A 15,919-nucleotide genomic window follows, 5' to 3' on the forward strand; every position below is an offset into this window, starting at 1 on the left:
ATTGCGCTCGCGAGCCCGGTCCTTGCCTGGACTTCTTGGCGCCGACGGGTTGCCGGCAGCTTCGCGATCTGAAACCCGTATGCCTTCTTAAGTCCGCTTCAGGTCTTCAGGCCTTGTTCTTGTTGTAGACGTCGAAGATGACGGCGCCGAGCAGCACCAGGCCTTTCACCACCTGCTGCCAGTCGACATTGACGCCCATGATCGACATGCCGTTGTTCATCACGCCCATGATGAAGCCGCCGACGACGGCGCCGATCACCTGTCCGACGCCGCCCATTGCCGAGGCGCCGCCGATGAAGACGGCCGCAATGACGTCGAGCTCGCTGCCGAGACCCGCCGCCGGCACGGCCTGGCCGAGGCGCGCCGCGATGATCAGGCCGCCCAGTGCCGACAGCACGCCCATATTGATGAAGACCATCAGGGTCAGCCTTTCGGTGTTGATGCCCGAAAGCTGTGCGGCCTTGGCGTTGCCGCCCATGGCGTAGATGCGGCGGCCGATGGTCATGCGCTTGGTGACGAAGACGAACAGTGAGATCAGCACGCCCATCACCAGCAGCACGACCGGCAGGCCCCTGTAGCTGGCGAACTGGAAGACCAGGAACAGCGCCAGCGCGCCGCCAACCAGCGTCTTGACGACGAACAGCGGGAAGGGCTCCGCCTCATAGCCATGCCGCTCGCGCTTGCGCCGCGTCCTGAAGCCGAAATAGGCGTAGGCGAGCACCGCGACGAGGCCGAGCACGACCGTCGTCATATGCAGCGTCAGTCCGCTGCCGACGATCGTCTTGCCGGCGGCATTGACCGTCGGCGGGACCAGCGTCAGCGGGCCGATCACATCCGGGATGAAGCCGGAGCTCAGCGCCTTGAAGCTGTCGGGCAACGGGCCGACCGAGGAGCCGCCCCCGAGCAGCGCCTGGCAGATGCCGCGGAAGATCAGCATGCCCGCCAATGTCACGATGAAGCTCGGTATCTTGTGATAGGCGATCCAGTAGCCTTGCGCCGCGCCGATCAGGGCGCCGACGAACAGGCAGACGATCGAGACCACCAGCGGATTCGAGAATATCCCGAGCGGCCAGATCACCATCATCATCGCCGCCAGCGCGCCGATGAAGCCGGCGACCGAGCCGACGCTGAGGTCGATATAGCCGGAGACGATCACCAGGAGCATGCCGAGCGCCATCACGATGATGAACGAGTTCTGCTGCACCAGGTTGCTGAGATTCACCGGTTTGAACAGCGTTCCCGACGTCGTGTACTGGAAGAACAGCATGATGACGATCAGCGCGATGATCAGGCCGTATTCGCGCAGGTTCGTCGTCAGCGCCGAGACGGCGACGCGCGGGCCCTGCTGCTTGACGTCCTCGGCGAGGCCGCTTTGCGGCGCGGGAGCGCTTTCTGTGCTCATGATGCTTTTCCTTCTCCGCGAACGATGGCGCGCATGATTTTTTCCTGGCTTGCGTCGCTTGCAGCCATTTCGCCGACTATACGCCCTTCGTTCATCACATAGATACGGTCGGAGATACCGAGCAGCTCGGGCATTTCCGACGAGATGACGATGATCGCTTTGCCCTCGGCGGCAAGGCGCGCGATGATCGTATAGATTTCGTACTTCGCGCCGACGTCAATGCCGCGGGTCGGCTCGTCGAGGATCAAAACCTCCGGATCGGCGAACAGCCATTTCGACAGCACGACCTTCTGCTGGTTGCCGCCCGAGAGGTTGCCGGTCAGCTGGTAGACGCTGGAGGCGCGGATGTTGGTCTTCTTGCGGTAGTCGTTGGCGACGCTCATCTCGCGCATGTCGTCGATGACGCCGCGGCTGGAAACGCCGGACAGGTTGGCCAAGGTCACGTTGTGCTTGATGTGGTCGATCAGATTGAGGCCGTAGGTCTTGCGGTCCTCGGTGACATAGGCGATGCCGCTTGCCACCGCCTTGCTCACTGATGAGAGGTCGATAGGCTTGCCACGCAGCGACACCTCTCCGGTGATGTGCCGGCCGTAGGAGCGCCCGAAAAGGCTCATCGCGAATTCGGTCCGGCCGGCGCCCATCAGCCCGGCGATGCCGACAACTTCGCCCCTGCGCACATTGAGGTTGATGTTCTTGATCACCTGCCGGTCGGCATGGATCGGGTGGTAGACCGACCAGTCCTTCACCTCGAAGATGACGTCGCCGATCTTCGGCTCGCGCGGCGGGTAGCGGTCGTCGAGCGAGCGGCCGACCATCGAGGTGATGATGCGGTCTTCCGAGATGTCCTTCCTCGGCAAGGTCTCGATGGTGCGTCCGTCGCGGATCACCGTCACCTTGTCGGCGACGCGGTTCACCTCGTTGAGCTTGTGCGAGATCAGGATCGAGGTCATGCCCTGGCGCTTGAACTCGAGCAGAAGGTCGAGCAGCGCCTGGCTGTCCTTCTCGCTGAGCGAGGCCGTCGGCTCGTCGAGGATCAGGAGCTTTACTTCCTTGCTCAGCGCCTTGGCGATCTCGACCAGCTGCTGCTTGCCGACGCCGATATTGGTGATGAGCGTCTTGGGGTCTTCCTTGAGCCCGACCTTCTTCAGCAGGGCGCCGGTACGCGTCTCGTTGGCGTCCCAGTCGATGACGCCGTAGGTGGCGTGCTCGTTGCCCAAGAAGATGTTTTCCGCGATCGACAGCATCGGCACCAGGGCAAGCTCCTGGTGGATGATGACGATACCGATATGCTCGCTGTCGTGAATGCCTTTGAAATTGCATTCCTGGCCGCGGAAGATGATCTGGCCCTCATAGGTGCCGGACGGATAGACGCCCGACAGCACCTTCATCAGTGTCGACTTGCCGGCGCCGTTCTCGCCGACGACGGCGTGGATCTCACCTTCCTCGACGCTGAGATTGACGTTCGACAACGCCTTCACGCCGGGGAACGTCTTGGTGATGTCGCGCATCTCCAAAATCGTCGAGGCCATCAGGATCTGCTCCCTGGCGCAGGCCTTCCACTCGCGGAAAGCGTCTTGCGCGAAATCAACATGCCGCAGTTCGCTCATGCCGTGGCGGCATATGGCGCTGCGGTAGCCGGCAAAAACAATACCGGGGTCGCTTGCGAACGAAAAGGGGCCCTGCGGTCGCGCAGGACCCCTTCTTTTGAGATCGGATTACTTCAGCTCTTCAGCCTTGATATAGCCGGAGTCGACGACCAGTTCCTTGTAGTTCGACTTGTCGACCTCATGCGGCGTCAACAGGATCGAGGGAACGACCTTGACGTCGTTGTTGTAGGTCTTGGTGTCGAGGCCGTCCGGCTTGCCGCCGGAGAGCACCTTGTCGACCAGCTGCACGGTGGCCTTGGCCAGCTCGCGGGTATCCTTGAACACGGTCGAGTACTGCTCGCCCGAGATGATCAGCTTGACCGAGGCGGTCTCGGCGTCCTGGCCGGTCACGATCGGCCAAGGCTGGGCTTCCGTGCCGTAGCCGACGGCGCGCAGCGAGGCGGTGATGCCGCGCGACAGGCCGTCATAGGGAGACAGAACGCCGTCGACGCGGCTGCCGTCCGAGTAGTTGGCCGAGAGCAGGTTGTCCATGCGCGCCTGGGCGGTGGCGGCGAGCCAGCGCAGGGTGCCGACCTTGTCCATGCCCATCTGGCCGGACTTGATCTTGATCGAGCCGTCATCGATCAGCGGCTGCAGGACCGACATGGCGCCGTTGTAGAAGAAGAAGGCGTTGTTGTCGTCCGGCGAGCCGCCGAACAGCTCCACGTTCCACGGCTTGGTGTTCGGGAAGCGCTCCTTGAGGCCCTTGACCAGCGAGTTCGCCTGGATCACGCCGACGCCGAAATTGTCGAAGGTGGTGTAGTAGTCGACATTCGGGGTCTTTTTGATCAGGCGGTCATAGGCGATGGTGACGACGCCGGCATCATTGGCCTTCTGCAGCGCGTCGGCCATGGTGGTGCCGTCGATCGAAGCGATGATCAGCGCCTTCGGGCCTTTGGTGATTTCGTTTTCCAGCTGGCTGAGCTGGTTCGGGATGTCGTCCTGCGCATATTGCAGGTCGACGGTGTAGCCGAGCGCTTCGAGCTGGGACTTGACGGCGTCGCCGTCGTTGATCCAGCGCTGCGAGGTCTTGGTCGGCATCAGCACGCCGACGAGACCCTTGTCGGCGGCGTGCGCCGAATAGGTCGTGGCGGCAATGCCAAGGGCCGCGATGGCGGCCAGCGTCTTGATGATCTTCACGATTACTCTCCCTGGTTGATGGACGCGACACCTCGGGGCTTCGCGGGCCGCGCAGTCGAGCAGGTGCGCTGGCGCGCCACTGTCGGCTTTATCGATCTCCGGTATCCTCCCAATCGGCCCCGCGGCGCAGTTTCAATCGATACGATTTCGCTCGTCGCCGATCCCTGCGCATCGGAACGCGCGGAGGGTGGGTCGCTTTGACATAACTGTCAAATGCGATCTTTGTTGGTTGCTATATCATGACTGGTATGGCTTAAGCGATCGATAGAAACCCGCATAGGAGACCGAAAACCATGGCGGCGTTGCGCGATCCCGATGCGATTTCAGGTGGTTACGAGAAATTGCCGGGGGATGGCGAGACGTTGCTGCGCAGCGGCCTCAGTCTCCGCCACATGCGCATGATTGCCGCCTTGGACGATCACGGGCGGGTGAGCGCCGCCGCCCAGGTCATGAACATCTCCCAGCCGGCCGCTTCGCGCATGATCGCCGAGATGGAAGCGGTGCTCGACGTGAAGTTGTGCGAGCGGCTGCCGCGCGGCGTGACGCTGACCCCTTACGGCCAGGCGCTCGCCCGGCGCGCCCGCTCAATCCTGCTCGAGATGCGGGAGGTCGATCGTGAGATTTCCGAGCTCAAGTCCGGCAAGGGCGGCTCCGTATTTCTCGGCGCCGTGACGGCGCCCGCGATCGAGCTGGCCGTGCCGGCGATCCGCGAGATCCGCCGCATCTATCCGCGTATCGAGATCACCATGCAGGTCGAGACCTCGAACGTGCTCGCCCGCGAGCTGATCGCCTCGCGCCACGACTTCATCATCGCCCGCATCCCGGACGATCTCAATCCGCGGCTTTTCGAATCGCGTGTCATCGGCGTCGAGAAGGCCTGCCTCATCGTGCGCCGCGGCCACCCGCTGGCGAGCGGCAGGATGGTGCGGCTGGAAGACACCGCGGCCTATGACTGGGTGTTCCAGTCCGGCGGCTCGCCGCTGCGCCAGGCGATGGAAAGCAACTTCTTGAACCGCGACATTCCGCTGCCCGACCGCATCCTCAACACCTCTTCGCTGCTGCTCACCTTGGTGATGGTGGCGCAGTCCGACGCCATCGCGCCGGTCTCGATCCAGGTCGCCAAGTTCATCCAGGGCGGCGATGGGCTGGCCGGCGCCATCGATGTCGTGCAGACCGAGTTCGACATCGAGGTCCGGCCTTACAGCCTGATCACGGTCAGGAACCGCGCGCTCTCGCCCGCCGCCAAGATGCTGCACGACTTCATTTTGCGCGAGGTGGGCTAATGGAACGAGAATGCTACTTGCACGTTCAAACCGATCGGCCGCTCCCTGAAGCCCGTTACGGGTGAGGAAGGGCTGCCGTGCCCAACAGCTCGGGAGGTTTTTATGGAACGTCGGTTGTTTCTCACCGGAATGCTTGGCGTTGCGGGGGCGGCAGCGCTTGCAAGCCTGGCCGGACCCAGCAAGGCCGTTGCCGGCATCCCCAAAGGCAACGGAATTCTGGATGAATTGGACAAGCCGGATCCGGCCATCTACGAGGAGGATGACCAGGCCGATCTGCTGCAGCCAGCCCAGTACTACCGCCGTCGGTATTACCGTGATCGGTACTACCGCCGCCGCCGGCGCCACGTTTGGAGAAGGGTCTGCCGGCGCTACTGGCGCCATGGCCGGCGCCATGTCCGCTGCTGGCGCCGCCGCGTCTGGATCGGCTTCCGGCTCTAGCGTCGCCAATCCAACGCTCCTCCGGATGGGTCTTGCGCTGCAGCGCAAGACCCATCGCTGGGAGTTAGCCCAGGGCCTCAGATGCTGCCGGCTCCGCTTTGCGACGGGTCTCGGCTTTGCCCGATCAGCAGGGGGTACAAACAGACGCGTTAGTAAATCTTGCTCGGTCGTCTGATAGCCTTGTTGATCATTCGGCTGAGCGTCATGGGGTATTTCCGCTGCATGAAGTGCTCATAGGCCTCCACCCATTTGCCATGCCGCTCGGGAGCAATCTGCGACGGTGGCCTCTCGTCAACGAAAAGTGACGCGATCTTCTGGAGGCGGGAATGAAACGCGTGCAGATCTACCCCTGAAAGCTTTGGCTTGCGAGCCACTACGGCGCTGTCACGCCAAAAGTTTTCAGGGTTTGCGGCTGCAATCTTGTCGGTCTCAAAGTAGCTTTCCACTAGTTCCATGCCGGTCATGGAGCAAAGAGCGCCCCACGAATCCGGATAGAACCGCCAGCAGTCATACGGGTATCGGTGCACGTGGCCTGCCCCCGGCGCGATGATGAGCGCCAGACCGCCTGGCTTCGTCACGCGCGCGATTTCTGCGAATGTGACCCAAAAGAACGGGTTGTGCTCAAAGGTAGATGCCGACAGGCAAAGATCGAAAGAGCAATCTGCGATTTCGGACCAGACGAAGGTGTTCGCCGGAACGATGTCCACGTTGTTGCCCGGCTCGATATCGAGGCCAGTGTAAGCAAACCTGGGATGGGGGAATAGCGGCCGATAAGTATTTTGGGCATCGTAGGATTTTGAGCCGATTTCCAGCACGCGCACGCCAGTTTGAGCGAACTCGTCTCCATAGGTTTGCAAAAATATCTCGGCTTTTACGAATGACGTCTCGTGCATTGAAATCTGACCCGCGCTGATTGGTCGATAACGTGACCTGATCGACCAGTACAGTTCCCCTGACCACCTGGAGCAGCCGAATTATGCGGGGAGTGCCATCAAGGTATCCAGGATGCTGCGTCGCTTGAGCTCAAGCAACTGCTGACGGCGCGCTGGCGCCATGTCAATGTCGGTCGTGAAGCGGCTTTCATGAAGCCAGCTGTCAATTCGCTCGAAAAGCGCCTCGTCCATCGCTACGCTGGCAGCGACCGCGATCCGTTCATAGTCGGCGGCACACAGATCTTCATTGCTGAGTGCCCGGTACAGACAGTGCCAATTCAGCCCCCCGGTATCGAACCCGTCGAGCCAATCCCTGCCGAAGTTGAGCCGATCTGTCGGCAATCGACCTAAGTTGAAAAAAGCAAAGCCTGGCCACAGGTACCAGCGCTCATCTGGCGTTTTTCGAACCAATCCCGCGACGGCGGCTCGATCCAGCATGCGGAAAGGGTTTGTCATTGCCGTGGGGAAAATATCGTGATCCAGAAAACCGACCATGGAAGGCCGGTTCGCGAGAACGATGTTCCTCCAGGCCCAATTCAGGGCATAGCCGTGCGATTTGCCCCCGTCCTGCTCTCGACTTGTCCAGGGGTTGGCCGGCGCTGCCACAAAAGCAACACCGGCCGCTGCACAGATGTCGCGAATGGCGTCCCTTGCGGCCGGGTTGGTTGAGTTGTCGGCAACAACCTGGAGTGCCTCGGGCACATTTCGCGCGATCAACTTGGTCTGCCACTCGATCACCTGGTGGTCGTTGAAGCTGATCGTAATCAGGACTTTTCGGCCATGGATGCGAGGAAGCGGCACTGGGCCCGCGTGCCTGGCCAGCGCCATGCGCTCTCGAATTTGGTAGCGGGCATGATTCTTGCGGTCGACCAACGGTCGACATCTGAACCATTCGCGGACATTATATTTCGACAGGGCGCGCGGCATGCTTCGCTTTTATACTTCCGCGCAACAACCGCAAGCTGCTCCCAAGCGGCTCAGAATTATCGCCGCAAGATGGAGCGGGTAGCGGGAATCGAACCCGCGCGTTCAGCTTGGGAAGCTGACAAGCTACCATTACATCATACCCGCGTCGGGCACCTCGTTAACATGAGGCCCGGGCTGCAAGCAATCGGCAAAGCAGTCCTGATGCCTCTGCGCGACGGGCGATCAACACCCTGATGCCGGCAGTTCGACACGCACCCGCGCACCCCGCCCTGAACCGTCCAGGATCCTGACCGTGCCGCCATGCAGCTCGGCGATCTGGCGGGCGAGGTTGAGCCCGAGGCCCGCCCCGCGCGACCGCGGCTGCAGGCGGTAGAAGGGCTGGAACACATTCTCCCGCTCTGCCGCGGGAATGCCCGGACCTTCGTCGCGCACCTCGATGCCGCCGCTTTCGTCGATCGCGACAGTGATGACGCCGGAGCCGCCGCCATGGTCGATGGCGTTGCGCACCAGGTTCGCCAGGGCGCGCTCTATCTGCGAGCCGTTCACCTCGACATGGATTACGCCGGCCGGCGGCTCGAAGGCAAGGTCGTAACCGGCCTCTATCGCCAGCGGCGCGAGGTCGGCGGCGACCCGGCGGCCGAGCTCGGTCAGGTTGACAATCCGGCGCTCGTCGCCAGGGCGCTCCAGCATCTGATGGTCGAGCAATTGCTGGGCAAGATGCGACAGCCTCTCGATATCCTGCAGCAGGCGTTCGCTCTGCGGTTCCTTGGTCAGGAGCTCGGCTCGCGTACGCAGGATAGCGATCGGCGTGCGCAATTCATGTGCGGCATCGGTCAGGAAGCGGTTGTGCTGGTCGTAGCCGTGGGCCAGGCGCGCCAGCGTCTGGTTGAAGGCCTGGACCAGCGGCGCGATCTCCTGCGGCACGCGCTGCACAGACAACTGCGTGCCGCGCGTGTTGATGTCGATGCGGGCGGCCTGATCTGCCGTGTCGACCAGGCCGGCGAAGGATCTGCGCACCACGGCGGGCGTCGTCACCAGCGTGGTCAGCCCCATGACCAGGATGATCGGCAGGACCAGGATCAGGACGATCAGCGACAGCGCCGGCAAAGCGCGCTGCCAGTTGCGGCTGCCGTCGGGATTGCGCGCGACGTCCACGTTCGCCGAGATGTTCACTTCCAGCCCGTCGGTCTGTTCCCGCGACGAGCGCGTCGCGGTGATGATCTGCACCGGCCCCGCCTTGGTCGTAATGTTCTCGACATAGGCTTCGGGCCGCAGATCATCGCGATTGAGGTTGAGGGTGGCACGCTCGACCGAGTCCAGCAGAAGGCCAGGTGTGCCGGCATAAATATCCGGCACGGCGCCGGAGCGAAGGCTCTGCCCGGTCTTGTCGCGGATGACATACCAGACATGCGGAAAGCTCTCGCGGAATTGCTCGAGTTCTGCCGTCTCGCGCACCACCAGCCGACCGTTGGCGTCGCGGTCGACGGCACCCTTCAGCGCCGCGACGGCGGCCTCGTTGTCGACCAGCGGCGTCGGGTTGGCGATCCAGAGCGCTGCGGCGCAGAGCGCGATGAAGATGGCCAGCATGGCCGCCTGCAGCAGGATCAGCCGCCGCACCAGCACCCATTGCAGCGAACGTGGCCGCCGCTGCCTCACGGCAAGGCCCTGAGCAGGTAGCCGATATTGCGGATGGCGCGGATCTCCACGCCGGCGGCGACGTCTTCCAGCTTGCGGCGCAGCCTGGAGATATGCGCGTCGAGGGCATTTGAACCGATCTCGTCATCCAGCGCGTAGACCGCCTCCTCCAAAGCCCGGCGCATGATCGCCCGGCCCGGTCGCCTGATCAGCGTTTCCAGCACCAGGCGTTCGCGCCGGGGCAGTTCGAGCGCCTTGTCGTCTACCAGCGCCTCGCGATCGCGGAAGTCGTAGGCGAGGCGGCCGACCTCGATACGCTCGGCGCGCAAGGTGAATTGCCGCCGGTGCAGCGCACGCAGCCGCGCCACCAGTTCCTCGGTGGCGAAGGGCTTCACCATATAGTCGTCGGCGCCGGCATTCAGCCCGGCGACGCGGTCGTCGATGCCGGCCATGGCGGTCAGCGCGATCACCGGGGTGTCGACATTCATGGCGCGCAGGCGCGGGATGAGGTCGAGGCCCTCGCCATCGGGCAGGCGGCGGTCGAGCACGATCGCGTCGTGCGTCCCGATCTTCGCCATGATCTCGGCATCGGCCAGCGTCGCGGTCCGGTCGACGACGAAATCCTGCCGCTCCAGCGCGGTCTTCAGCACCGACGCCATTTCCGGCTCGTCCTCGATCAGCAGGATACGCATTCTTCATCTCCGCCGGTGGAACAGCGTGCAGCCGTCCTGGTCGGCCCGGTAAAGCTTCGACCGCTACGCGGCAAGAGCCAGTCCGCCGCTTGTGATGGTCTCATTCGCATTCCAGCTTCGGCTTGCGGAAGTTGGTGATGAACCAGCGACCGCCGGACGAGCGGGCGTAGAATGTGTAGAAACACTCCTGGCGCTCGACATAGCCGGGCGTTTCGGTCACCTCATATTCGCTGCCGTGCTTGGTGCGGCGCACCTCGCCGCTCGATGAGCCGGAGACCACATTGGTGGAGATCTTGCGCCACTGATAGGCGCGCTCGCCCTGGCCGAGTTCGACGACCGCGGTCGGCGGGCCGTAGTCGAGGACGACGGATTCGAGAGGCTGCCCGACATAGTTCTTCATGACGTCGGAAGCGCAGGCGGACAGGCAGACAAGCGCCGCCGCAAACAAGCTTTTCAGGGCCAGGCTGTGGCCTCTGGTTGACATGAACATGGTCCGATTCCCTGGGATAGGCATTTGCCAGCTAGGCCTTGAAAATTGCATCGACATTACGCGGACAGTCATCAAGGCGGAGAAAGGCAGTTTCCCGCGGTGGAGATCGGCGGGGTCGGGCCGCCACGGAAAACTGCTCTCCGGCATTCCAGGCGCTAGAGCGTTTCACCGTTTCATGGAAACGGCGAACCGCTCTAGCTCTTTGTTTTTGCGCAATTCCGAACGGAAAACCGCACACACTTTTCCTGGAATTGCTCTAGAAGCGGTAGTTGATGCCGGCCTTCAGTTCCTGGCTGCCTATACTTGTCTTCGCTTTACCGATCGCCGATCTCGTTTCCACATCGGGCGTGCGGATATAGTCATATTCGACCTTGGCGGAGAGGCCGCCGACAAAGGCTTGCTCGACGCCTGCACCCACAAGATAGCCGAGCTTGCGGCTGTCGGTGTCGCGCACGCCGCCTGCCTTGTCGAATGTGGTCATGGCGACACCGGCGGTGCCGAAAACCAGCGTCTGGTCGAAGGCGAGACCGGCCTTGGCCTTCGCGGCGGCGCGCCATTTCTCCTTGATCTTGCCGCCTTGGACCGTGTGTTCGGCGCCGCCGAGATACGAACCTTCGAGCTCGGCGCCGAAAACGGCCGGGCCTGACTGGATATTATAGCCGGCCTGCACGCCGCCGCTCCAGCCATTCCGGCCGGCGAACGGATTTGGCATCTTGGTGAAGGCCGTTCCGCCATGGACACCGACATAGGCGCCGCTCCATTGAAAGGCGGGCGGATCGTTGTAGGCGGGCGAGAGGTCGGCGGCCATTGCCGTCGCGCTGAGACAGGCGGCAAAAGCCGCGGTAAGGGCGATTTTGGTTCGATAAGACACGTTCCACTCCAAACGCATATGCGCAGGGCAACACCATGCGCGGATTGACCTGTGAAGCCGGCTCCTGGGATGGCCGCTCCGGTTCGCTTGTCTCTCGCGGGCAAAATAAAGCCGTGCCGCAAGGCAGGCGCCTTGCGGTCCGAACTTCCGTTGCGACACATTGCTCGAAAGACCGGCCCTATCTGTCAGGCGAAAATTGCAGGCACATTGCGCGGACCGGCAAGATGAAGATTTTTCTATTTGTTTTCAGCAATTTGCAGCGTTTCTGTTTACGCAAAATTAGGGTTTCGAGGCGGTGCAGGTCGGCAGCCGGGCCGCTTGATGGCGGACAAGCGAATGCGTATTTCTGGGCCACGCCGCCGAATCGGGCGACTCGAACCGGAGAATGGCCTTGTCCACACTGACGCGCTTTCTTGGCGACACGCCGCTCAGGGTGTTCCTGAAACTGCTCGTGGTCTCCTTCCTCGTCGGCCTCGTCATGCATGCCTTCGGCTGGTCACCGATGGACGTCTTTTACGGCATCCGCCAGTTCTTCGTCGATTTGTGGAATCTTGGCTTCCACGCCATCGACCGCTTCCTGGGCTATATCCTGCTCGGCGCCGCGATCGTCGTGCCGGTGTTCATCCTGCTCAGGATCGCCAGCTACAGGAAATAGCTCAGCGCGGCCTCACGCATATCGCGACGCCACCTCGAACAGGATGGCGTGGCGCGCGGCCAGCACCGGCACGTCGGTCGAGTAGCCGCCGCCGATGACGCCGCACAGCGGCACGCCCTGTCTGCGGAAATGGCCGATGACCATGTCCTCGCGGGCGCCGAGACCGTCGTCGGTCAGCGCCAGCCGGCCGAGCCTGTCCTGCGCATGGACATCCACGCCCGCATTGTAGAAGACGATGTCCCAATGCCTCTGCCCGGATAGGACCGGCAGGATGGCGGCGAGTCGTTCAAGATAGGCGCCGTCGCCGGTGCCGTCCGGCAAGGCCACGTCGAGGTCGGACGCGATCTTGCGCGCCGGGTAGTTGCGCTCGCCATGCATGGAAAAGGTGAAGGCGCGAGGCTCATCCTTGAGAATGTCGGCCGTGCCGTCGCCCTGATGCACGTCGAGATCGACGACCAGGACGTTTTCGACGACGCCTTCCGCCAGCAGCGCCAGCGAGGCGACGGCGACATCGTTGAAGGTGCAGAAGCCGGCGCCGTGCGCGCGCCTGGCATGATGGCTGCCGCCGGCGGCGTTGCAGGCAATGCCGTATTTCAGCGCCAGCCTGGCGGCCAGCACCGTACCCGCGGTGGCGAGCTGCGCCCGCAATGACACGCGCGGGCCGATCGGAAAGCCGATCTCGCGCTCTATTTTCGCCGGCACCTGGCAGGCGATCGCCTGGTCGACATAGTCGGCGGCGTGCGCCAGCTTCAGCAGTGCAGCCGGTGGCGGTTCCGGCAGCGAAAGCGCGCCGGGCACGGCTAGACCGCGTAAGCGCAAGGCCTCCATCAGCAGCGGATATTTGCTCATCGGAAAGCGATGGTTGACGGCGAAGCCTGCGTCATAGTCGGGGTGATGGACGATCTGCAGCGGCATGAATTGGGGGCTGCGCCAGGTTTGCAATTCGGTTGGCAGTCCGGCGGATATGGTTGCGTGATGCCGGCAAACTGGGGCACATCGGGTCCTCGATCAAGCCGCAATCGGACAGGCAGCAATTCCCTTGGACGCGACTCAAGCCAACGCCAGGTCTTTCGTCGTCACCAACCGCTCAGTGCTGGCGATCGCGGTGCCGATGACGCTTGCCTATCTGACGACGCCGCTGCTCGGCATCGTCGATACCGCGGTGGTCGGCCAGTTCGGCGATGCTGCCCTGCTCGGCGGCCTTGCGGCGGGCTCGCTGGTGTTCGACGTCGTCTTCACCACCTTCAACTTCCTGCGTTCGGGCACCACCGGCCTCGTCGCCCAGGCCTTCGGGCGCGGCGATGCGCTGGAGGAGCAGGCGGTGCTGTGGCGCGCCGTGCTGATCGCGGTCGTCGCGGGCGTCATCCTTGCCGCCCTTGCGCCGCTCTTTGCCGTCGCCGGCCAATGGTTCATGGGCGCCGAGCCGCGTGTCAGCGAAGCGATGTCGGTCTATATCCGCATCAGGCTGCTGGCAGCGCCCTTCTCGCTGATCAACTACGCCATACTGGGCTACGTGCTGGGGCGCGGCGAAGGCGGTCTCGGGCTGATGCTGCAGGCGGTGCTCAACGGCATCAACATCGCGCTCTGCTTCCTGCTCGGCCTCGAGCTCGGCTGGGGCGTTGCCGCCGTCGCCTGGGCGACGGTCACCGGCGAGTTCCTGGCCATGCTGCTCGGCCTTGCGATCGTGCTCGCCCGCTTTCGCAAGCTGGAACGGCCGTCGTGCCGCCGCATCCTCGACCTGCCGGCCTACCGGCGCATGCTGTCGCTCAACCGCGACATCATGATCCGCTCCTTCTCGCTGCTTGCCGCCTTCGCGCTGTTCACCAGGCAGGGCGCGCAGTTCGGCACGGTGGCGCTCGCCGCCAACGCCGTGCTGATGAACTTCTTCCTCATCGCCGGCTATTTCCTCGACGGCTTCGCCACCGCCGCCGAGCAGCTCGCCGGCCGCGCCATCGGCGCGCATGCGCCTGCCCCGTTCCGGCAGGCGGTACGGCTGGCGCTGATCTGGGGCTTTGGCCTGGCCGGTATCGCCACGCTCACCCTGCTGACCGCCGGCGCCAGTCTGGTGGCGCTGGTGACGACCTCGATGGATGTTCGCGCGGTCGCCGACACCTATCTGCCCTGGGCGGCCTTCACGGCGCTGAGCGGCGTTCTCGCCTTCCAGATGGACGGCGTCTTCATCGGCGCCACCTGGTCGCGCGACATGCGCAACATGATGCTGTTGTCGTTCCTCATCTTCAGCGCTGCGCTCATCACTCTGGCGCCGGCATTCGGCAACAGCGGCCTGTGGGCATCGCTGCACGTTTTCCTGCTGGTGAGGGGGCTGAGCTTGCTGACGGTCCTGCGGCTGAGAATGCGAACGGCGTTCAGCTGATCGGTTTTGAAGCCCAGCGATCGCAAGCCGAGTCGCGCAGATCCCTGATCGAGCCAAGCCGCTCGCGTTCCACGAACCGCGCCATGCCGGCAATGATGCGCCCGGGCAGCGCCGGTCCGGCATAGATCATGCCGGTGTAGAGCTGGACGAGATCCGCGCCGGCGCGGATTTTCTCCAGCGCCGTTTCGGTGGAGTCGACGCCGCCCACGCCGATGATGGCCATGTTGGGCCCGAGCAACTTGCGCATCCGGGCCAGAACCGCGGTCGAACGCTCGAACAGCGGTTTCCCTGAAAGACCGCCGGTTTCATTCGCCACGCCGCCGCTTCGCAATCCTGGCCGCGCCAGCGTCGTGTTGGAGACGATGACGCCGTCGATCTTCTTCTCAGCGACTTCGGCGGCGATGTCTTCGAGTTCCGCATCGACGAGGTCCGGCGCGATCTTGAGGAAGACCGGCGGCTGCGCGGGGGCCGCGGCACGCGCTTCCATCACCCGTGACAACAGCTCGCCGAGCTGCTCGCGCGCCTGCATGTTGCGCAGGCCCGGCGTGTTGGGCGAGGAGATGTTGACCGTCAGATAACTCGCATAGGGCGCGAAGCGGGCGACGCCGCGCTCATAGTCGGCGATGCGATCGGCGCTGTCCTTGTTGGCACCGATGTTGACGCCGACGATACCCGGCCGGCCCTTGCGCGCGGCAAGACGCTTCTCTGCGGCGGCATGGCCTTCATTGTTGAAGCCCAGCCGGTTGATCACCGCCTCGTCCGCGGTCAGCCGGAAGATGCGGGGCTTCGGATTGCCCGGTTGCGGCAGCGGCGTGATGGTGCCGACCTCGGCAAAGCCGAAGCCAAGCCCAAGCAGCGCGTCCGGCACTTCGGCGTTCTTGTCGTAGCCGGCGGCCATGCCGAGCGGATTGGGGAAGTCGAGGCCGCAAAGGCTGACCTTGAGCCGTGCGTCATGCGTCGGGCGCCGCGGCGCCGTCGCGCCGACCGGCAGCCCGCAGCGCAGCGCCGCGATCGACAGGCCATGCGCGGTTTCCGGATCAAAGGAGAAAAGCAGCTTCTGGCCGATCCGGTCGAGCACGCTCATTCGCCCTCCAGCGCCGGGAACTCGTGGCCGCCCGCGCCGAGCGGCAACGGCTTTACCCAGAGAACGGCATCGAGGTCGAGCTCGGCATAGAGATGCGGGAACAGGGCGCCACCGCGCGAGACCTCGTATTTCAGCGCATCACCCAGCCTTGCCGCGTCTATCGCGATCAGCAGCAGGTCCGTCTGCCCGGCGAAATGCTTGGCCGCCGTCTCGCGAACCTGGCCGGCGGTGGAGAGATGGATGAAGCCGTCGGCGATGTCGATCGGCGCACCGGTGAAGCGCCCGTTCCTCTCGGTTTTGCGCCAAAGCACCTCGGGCGCGATCTTGTAGATAATCTGAGACATTGTCGC

Annotated in this window: 16 protein-coding genes and 1 tRNA gene; 4 read left to right on the forward strand and 13 right to left on the reverse strand. The window is 63.6% G+C overall.

Translation table 11 applies throughout. The features are described 5' to 3' along the window. Positions 1-106: 106 nt before the first annotated feature. From mmsB to chvE, 3 genes are all read right to left on the reverse strand, one after another. Positions 107-1,402 (reverse strand): multiple monosaccharide ABC transporter permease, encoded by a 1,296-nt coding sequence (gene mmsB, locus FJ980_RS06275; RefSeq protein WP_140542062.1) that lies wholly within the window; start codon positions 1,400-1,402, stop codon positions 107-109. After that, the gene (mmsA, locus tag FJ980_RS06280; RefSeq protein WP_140542088.1) at positions 1,399-2,931 is read right to left on the reverse strand and encodes a multiple monosaccharide ABC transporter ATP-binding protein; all 1,533 of its coding nucleotides are present in this window, start codon (positions 2,929-2,931) and stop codon (positions 1,399-1,401) included. Before mmsA ends, mmsB begins: the two co-directional genes overlap by 4 nt. 186 nt (positions 2,932-3,117) lie before the next feature. Next, on the reverse strand, positions 3,118-4,188 hold the full coding sequence (gene chvE, locus FJ980_RS06285) for a multiple monosaccharide ABC transporter substrate-binding protein (protein ID WP_095765887.1): 1,071 nt from the start codon (positions 4,186-4,188) through the stop codon (positions 3,118-3,120). A gap of 293 nt (positions 4,189-4,481) precedes the next feature. Between chvE and FJ980_RS06290 the strand changes: the two genes are divergently transcribed. Both FJ980_RS06290 and FJ980_RS06295 read left to right on the forward strand, forming a co-directional pair. Then, the gene (locus tag FJ980_RS06290) at positions 4,482-5,471 is read left to right on the forward strand and encodes a LysR family transcriptional regulator (RefSeq protein WP_140542063.1); all 990 of its coding nucleotides are present in this window, start codon (positions 4,482-4,484) and stop codon (positions 5,469-5,471) included. Between the two features lie 102 nt (positions 5,472-5,573). Beyond that, complete coding sequence (locus FJ980_RS06295; protein WP_140542064.1) at positions 5,574-5,909, forward strand: protamine-2 (modular protein); 336 nt, start codon at positions 5,574-5,576, stop codon at positions 5,907-5,909. 149 nt (positions 5,910-6,058) lie between these two features. On the opposite strand, the gene FJ980_RS06300 is transcribed toward FJ980_RS06295, so the two are convergent. From FJ980_RS06300 to FJ980_RS06330, 7 genes are all read right to left on the reverse strand, one after another. Next, positions 6,059-6,802 carry a methyltransferase domain-containing protein gene (locus FJ980_RS06300; protein ID WP_140542065.1) on the reverse strand — a complete coding sequence of 248 codons (744 nt, stop codon included), beginning with the start codon at positions 6,800-6,802 and terminating at the stop codon, positions 6,059-6,061. Positions 6,803-6,883: 81 nt separating this feature from the next. Beyond that, positions 6,884-7,768 carry a hypothetical protein gene (locus tag FJ980_RS06305; RefSeq protein ID WP_140542066.1) on the reverse strand — a complete coding sequence of 295 codons (885 nt, stop codon included), beginning with the start codon at positions 7,766-7,768 and terminating at the stop codon, positions 6,884-6,886. Positions 7,769-7,838: 70 nt separating this feature from the next. Continuing rightward, a tRNA-Gly gene (locus FJ980_RS06310) sits at positions 7,839-7,912 on the reverse strand. Positions 7,913-7,990: 78 nt separating this feature from the next. Continuing rightward, positions 7,991-9,424, reverse strand: a complete 1,434-nt coding sequence (locus tag FJ980_RS06315; RefSeq protein WP_140542067.1) for a HAMP domain-containing sensor histidine kinase — start codon at positions 9,422-9,424, stop codon at positions 7,991-7,993. Further along, positions 9,421-10,095, reverse strand: a complete 675-nt coding sequence (locus FJ980_RS06320) for a response regulator transcription factor (RefSeq protein ID WP_140542068.1) — start codon at positions 10,093-10,095, stop codon at positions 9,421-9,423. Before FJ980_RS06320 ends, FJ980_RS06315 begins: the two co-directional genes overlap by 4 nt. A 100-nt stretch (positions 10,096-10,195) precedes the next feature. Next, complete coding sequence (locus FJ980_RS06325) at positions 10,196-10,579, reverse strand: hypothetical protein (RefSeq protein WP_181181117.1); 384 nt, start codon at positions 10,577-10,579, stop codon at positions 10,196-10,198. A gap of 262 nt (positions 10,580-10,841) precedes the next feature. Next, positions 10,842-11,456: an outer membrane protein gene (locus tag FJ980_RS06330; protein WP_140542070.1), complete on the reverse strand. Its 615-nt coding sequence runs from the start codon at positions 11,454-11,456 to the stop codon at positions 10,842-10,844. Between the two features lie 385 nt (positions 11,457-11,841). On the opposite strand from FJ980_RS06330, the gene FJ980_RS06335 reads away from it, so the two are divergent. Further along, positions 11,842-12,111 (forward strand): DUF6460 domain-containing protein, encoded by a 270-nt coding sequence (locus FJ980_RS06335; protein WP_181181118.1) that lies wholly within the window; start codon positions 11,842-11,844, stop codon positions 12,109-12,111. A 12-nt stretch (positions 12,112-12,123) separates the two neighbouring features. Here FJ980_RS06335 and FJ980_RS06340 read toward each other — a convergent pair whose 3' ends face one another. After that, complete coding sequence (locus FJ980_RS06340; protein ID WP_140542072.1) at positions 12,124-13,026, reverse strand: histone deacetylase; 903 nt, start codon at positions 13,024-13,026, stop codon at positions 12,124-12,126. Positions 13,027-13,144: 118 nt separating this feature from the next. Here FJ980_RS06340 and FJ980_RS06345 point away from each other — a divergent pair, with 118 nt between their 5' ends. Continuing rightward, positions 13,145-14,485 carry an MATE family efflux transporter gene (locus FJ980_RS06345; protein ID WP_181181121.1) on the forward strand — a complete coding sequence of 447 codons (1,341 nt, stop codon included), beginning with the start codon at positions 13,145-13,147 and terminating at the stop codon, positions 14,483-14,485. Here the strand turns inward: FJ980_RS06345 and FJ980_RS06350 are convergent. Both FJ980_RS06350 and FJ980_RS06355 read right to left on the reverse strand, forming a co-directional pair. Continuing rightward, positions 14,478-15,569, reverse strand: coding sequence for a quinone-dependent dihydroorotate dehydrogenase (locus FJ980_RS06350; protein ID WP_140542073.1), 1,092 nt, complete (start codon positions 15,567-15,569; stop codon positions 14,478-14,480). The two genes, FJ980_RS06345 and FJ980_RS06350, sit on opposite strands and share 8 nt — an antisense overlap. After that, the gene (locus FJ980_RS06355) at positions 15,566-15,913 is read right to left on the reverse strand and encodes a DUF952 domain-containing protein (RefSeq protein ID WP_181181119.1); all 348 of its coding nucleotides are present in this window, start codon (positions 15,911-15,913) and stop codon (positions 15,566-15,568) included. The genes FJ980_RS06350 and FJ980_RS06355 overlap by 4 nt, the downstream gene beginning before the upstream one ends. Positions 15,914-15,919: the final 6 nt, after the last annotated feature.

It is taken from the genome of Mesorhizobium sp. B1-1-5, assembly GCF_006443065.1.
Lineage (GTDB): Bacteria > Pseudomonadota > Alphaproteobacteria > Rhizobiales > Rhizobiaceae > Mesorhizobium.

Coding starts and splice junctions, on each gene's coding strand:
- FJ980_RS06295 (WP_140542064.1), top strand. CDS start 5,574: ATGGAACGTCGGTTGTTTCTCACCGGAATGCTTGGCGTTGCGGGGGCG.
- FJ980_RS06340 (WP_140542072.1), bottom strand. CDS start 13,026: ATGCCGCTGCAGATCGTCCATCACCCCGACTATGACGCAGGCTTCGCC.
- FJ980_RS06355 (WP_181181119.1), bottom strand. CDS start 15,913: ATGTCTCAGATTATCTACAAGATCGCGCCCGAGGTGCTTTGGCGCAAA.
- FJ980_RS06290 (WP_140542063.1), top strand. CDS start 4,482: ATGGCGGCGTTGCGCGATCCCGATGCGATTTCAGGTGGTTACGAGAAA.
- mmsB (WP_140542062.1), bottom strand. CDS start 1,402: ATGAGCACAGAAAGCGCTCCCGCGCCGCAAAGCGGCCTCGCCGAGGAC.
- FJ980_RS06335 (WP_181181118.1), top strand. CDS start 11,842: ATGGCCTTGTCCACACTGACGCGCTTTCTTGGCGACACGCCGCTCAGG.
- mmsA (WP_140542088.1), bottom strand. CDS start 2,931: ATGGCCTCGACGATTTTGGAGATGCGCGACATCACCAAGACGTTCCCC.
- FJ980_RS06350 (WP_140542073.1), bottom strand. CDS start 15,569: ATGAGCGTGCTCGACCGGATCGGCCAGAAGCTGCTTTTCTCCTTTGAT.
- FJ980_RS06325 (WP_181181117.1), bottom strand. CDS start 10,579: ATGTCAACCAGAGGCCACAGCCTGGCCCTGAAAAGCTTGTTTGCGGCG.
- FJ980_RS06305 (WP_140542066.1), bottom strand. CDS start 7,768: ATGCCGCGCGCCCTGTCGAAATATAATGTCCGCGAATGGTTCAGATGT.
- FJ980_RS06320 (WP_140542068.1), bottom strand. CDS start 10,095: ATGCGTATCCTGCTGATCGAGGACGAGCCGGAAATGGCGTCGGTGCTG.
- FJ980_RS06300 (WP_140542065.1), bottom strand. CDS start 6,802: ATGCACGAGACGTCATTCGTAAAAGCCGAGATATTTTTGCAAACCTAT.